We start from the raw sequence: 1,040 nt of genomic DNA, 5'->3' as shown, positions 1-1,040 counted from the left end.
TACATGTTTACTTTGACTATAATGGTGTACAAGCTAAAGATACTGTTCTTGATGGTTACTACTACGATAAAGATACTGGCGCACGGAAAGAGCTCCCTCGTGATCAGTTTATTAAAATTGGTGACGATTTATACTATTTTAGCAGTAATGGACGAACTGGAAGTATAAGTGTTAACGGTAAGGATTACTATGTTGAGCAAAACGGAAAGGTTCTTCGTGGTTCCTTTAACATATATCAAAATCCACCTTACTATGATGATGAAACTGGCGAAGCTGTAGAAAAAACTGGTTTTGTTAAATCTCGCGGTAGTTGGTTCTACCTAGAAAATGGTAAAAAAGTCGCAGGTTTCAAAAAAATTGATGGGAAACTTTACTATTTCTCTGCCAATCCAATGAACAAATACGAAACAAACGAACAAGTTCGTGGAAAATTAGTTGGACCTAAGTTTTATATTTCTTTTCTTAGCAGAGCAGAAGACAACCCAACTTACTACTTCGACGCTGAAACAGGTGCTGCTGTAACCAACCAATTCGTCTATGCAGATGGACACTGGTACTACTTCGGTAACGATGGAAAGGCTCTTCTATTTGATCAAGTCATCAATGGTCAACACCTCTACTTTGATTATCAAGGTAAGCAAATTAAAGGCAATTTCGTTACAGACTACAAGGGGACTCGTTACTACGATGAAAACTCTGGGGAGCTCGTAACCAACCAAACACGTACCATCAATGGTGTGACTTATCACTTTGATGAAAATGGACGTGCAAATCAATTGTAAATTAAGTCCGAAAATCGACTAAAATTATTCTTATAAGACATCTATACTAAGGAAGTTGATTAATTTCAACTTCCTTTTAAAAATCCAAGAAAATAATTTTTGTCTACTTTAAGAAAACTTTAGGCTTTGCTTTATATACTATAACCATCCTAAAACTTTTCTTTTTCATAATCTCCTAAATCCAGGGCTCAGGTCCTGGATTTTTTTAACTCTTATGACTGCTAAAATTGTGAAATTTACTTTATAAGTCGCTTTTCT

General features: G+C 35.4%; 1 protein-coding gene. It reads left to right on the top strand.

Going from position 1 to position 1,040, the window contains the following annotated elements:
• The coding region (locus tag HMPREF1519_RS07645; protein ID WP_037611784.1) for an N-acetylmuramoyl-L-alanine amidase family protein at nt 1–782 on the top strand (782 nt) is incomplete at its 5' end.
• Nucleotides 783–1,040 lie beyond the last annotated feature (258 nt).

Origin of the sequence: Streptococcus sp. SR4 (genome assembly GCF_000517725.1) — a bacterium.
Classification (GTDB): Bacteria; Bacillota; Bacilli; order Lactobacillales; family Streptococcaceae; genus Streptococcus; species Streptococcus salivarius_F.
Note: the sequence above shows the minus strand (reverse complement) of the source record. Positions and strands in the feature narration are given on the sequence as shown.